The organism is Streptomyces durocortorensis, from assembly GCF_016901035.1.
GTDB classification, from domain to species: Bacteria; Actinomycetota; Actinomycetes; order Streptomycetales; family Streptomycetaceae; genus Streptomyces; species Streptomyces durocortorensis.
In genome coordinates this window covers 1-1,127 of record NZ_JAFEUF010000511.1, presented here as the reverse complement: position 1 = coordinate 1,127, position 1,127 = coordinate 1, and the positions used below count along the sequence as shown (strand labels likewise).

At 74.0% G+C, this 1,127-nt stretch carries 1 protein-coding gene; it reads left to right on the top strand.

Annotation, left to right across the window (positions count from 1 at the left end; genetic code table 11):
• On the top strand, positions 1-1,021 hold a 1,021-nt coding region (locus JS521_RS35810), incomplete at its 5' end, for a YncE family protein (protein ID WP_205087011.1).
• Positions 1,022-1,127: the final 106 nt, after the last annotated feature.

Genomic DNA, 1,127 nt, shown 5'->3' with positions numbered 1-1,127 from the left:
CTCCCGCGCCCCCTCCGGCCGCACCCCCGACGGCACCCTCCTCGTCGCCGACTTCGGCAGCGACACCGTGACCTTCGTCGACCCCGGCCGGGACGGTTCCGGCAAGGGCGGGGCACCCATCGCCTCCGTGAAGGTCGGCACCGCGCCCTACGGACTCGTCGTCGGCGAGGACGGACGCGCCTGGGTCGCCACCGCCGAGGGCGTCGCGGTCGTCGACACCGAGCAGCGGACCCGGCCGGCGCTCATCCCGTACGAGACGGAGTCCGGCCCCGTCACCACCGGCGAGTACCGGGGCGGCGGCATGGGCATAGCCCTGGCCCCGGACGGCAGCCACGTCTACGTCGGGGTCAACGTGCCCGGCGAGGACGGCACGGTCGAGGTCATCGACACCGCGACCCGCGAGGTCACCGGCACCGCACCGGTCGGCATGCGCCCCTTCGACGTGGACGTCTCACCGGACGGCCGCGAGGCGTACGCCACCGACCACGACTCGTTCGACGTGACGGCGGTCGACGCGGACACATTGAAGACCCGGCGCATGGAGGTCGCCCCGTACGGCACCGAGGGTGGGCTCGGCTCCTGGCTGAAGCCGCACTACGCCGTCGTACGCCCCGCCGACGGCAAGCTGCTGCTGCCCTTCGAGGGGGAGCGGCTGGCCGTGCTCGACCCGCGCACCGGGAAGGTGACCATCGAGCGGATGACGGCCAACACCCACCAGCACGGCGCGGCACTCGCCCCCGACGGCACCCTCCTCGTCGTCGGCACCGGCCCGATCGGCTCGGGCGACGAGGATCCCTCGCTCACCGTCCGCGCCCCCGGCGGTGCGGAACGGGTCGTCCCGCTGGACGGGCCGCACGAGGACGTGGCGGTGTCGGCGGACGGCCGCACGGCGTACGTCACCGGCGGCTTCACCCGCGACGGCTACTGGAACGGGATCACCGTCGTCGACCTGGCCGACGAGGAGAGCGAGCCCGTCCGCCTGACGGCAGGCAACCGGCCCCTCGGTATCGCCGTCCTCTGAGCCAGGAGCCGCCCGCTCCTCCCCCGAGGCGGGCGGCTCCTTCCCATGGAGGACCAGCGGGGGAAACCCCCTAAAATCGACCGGTGAACCCCCGCACCCCCACCAC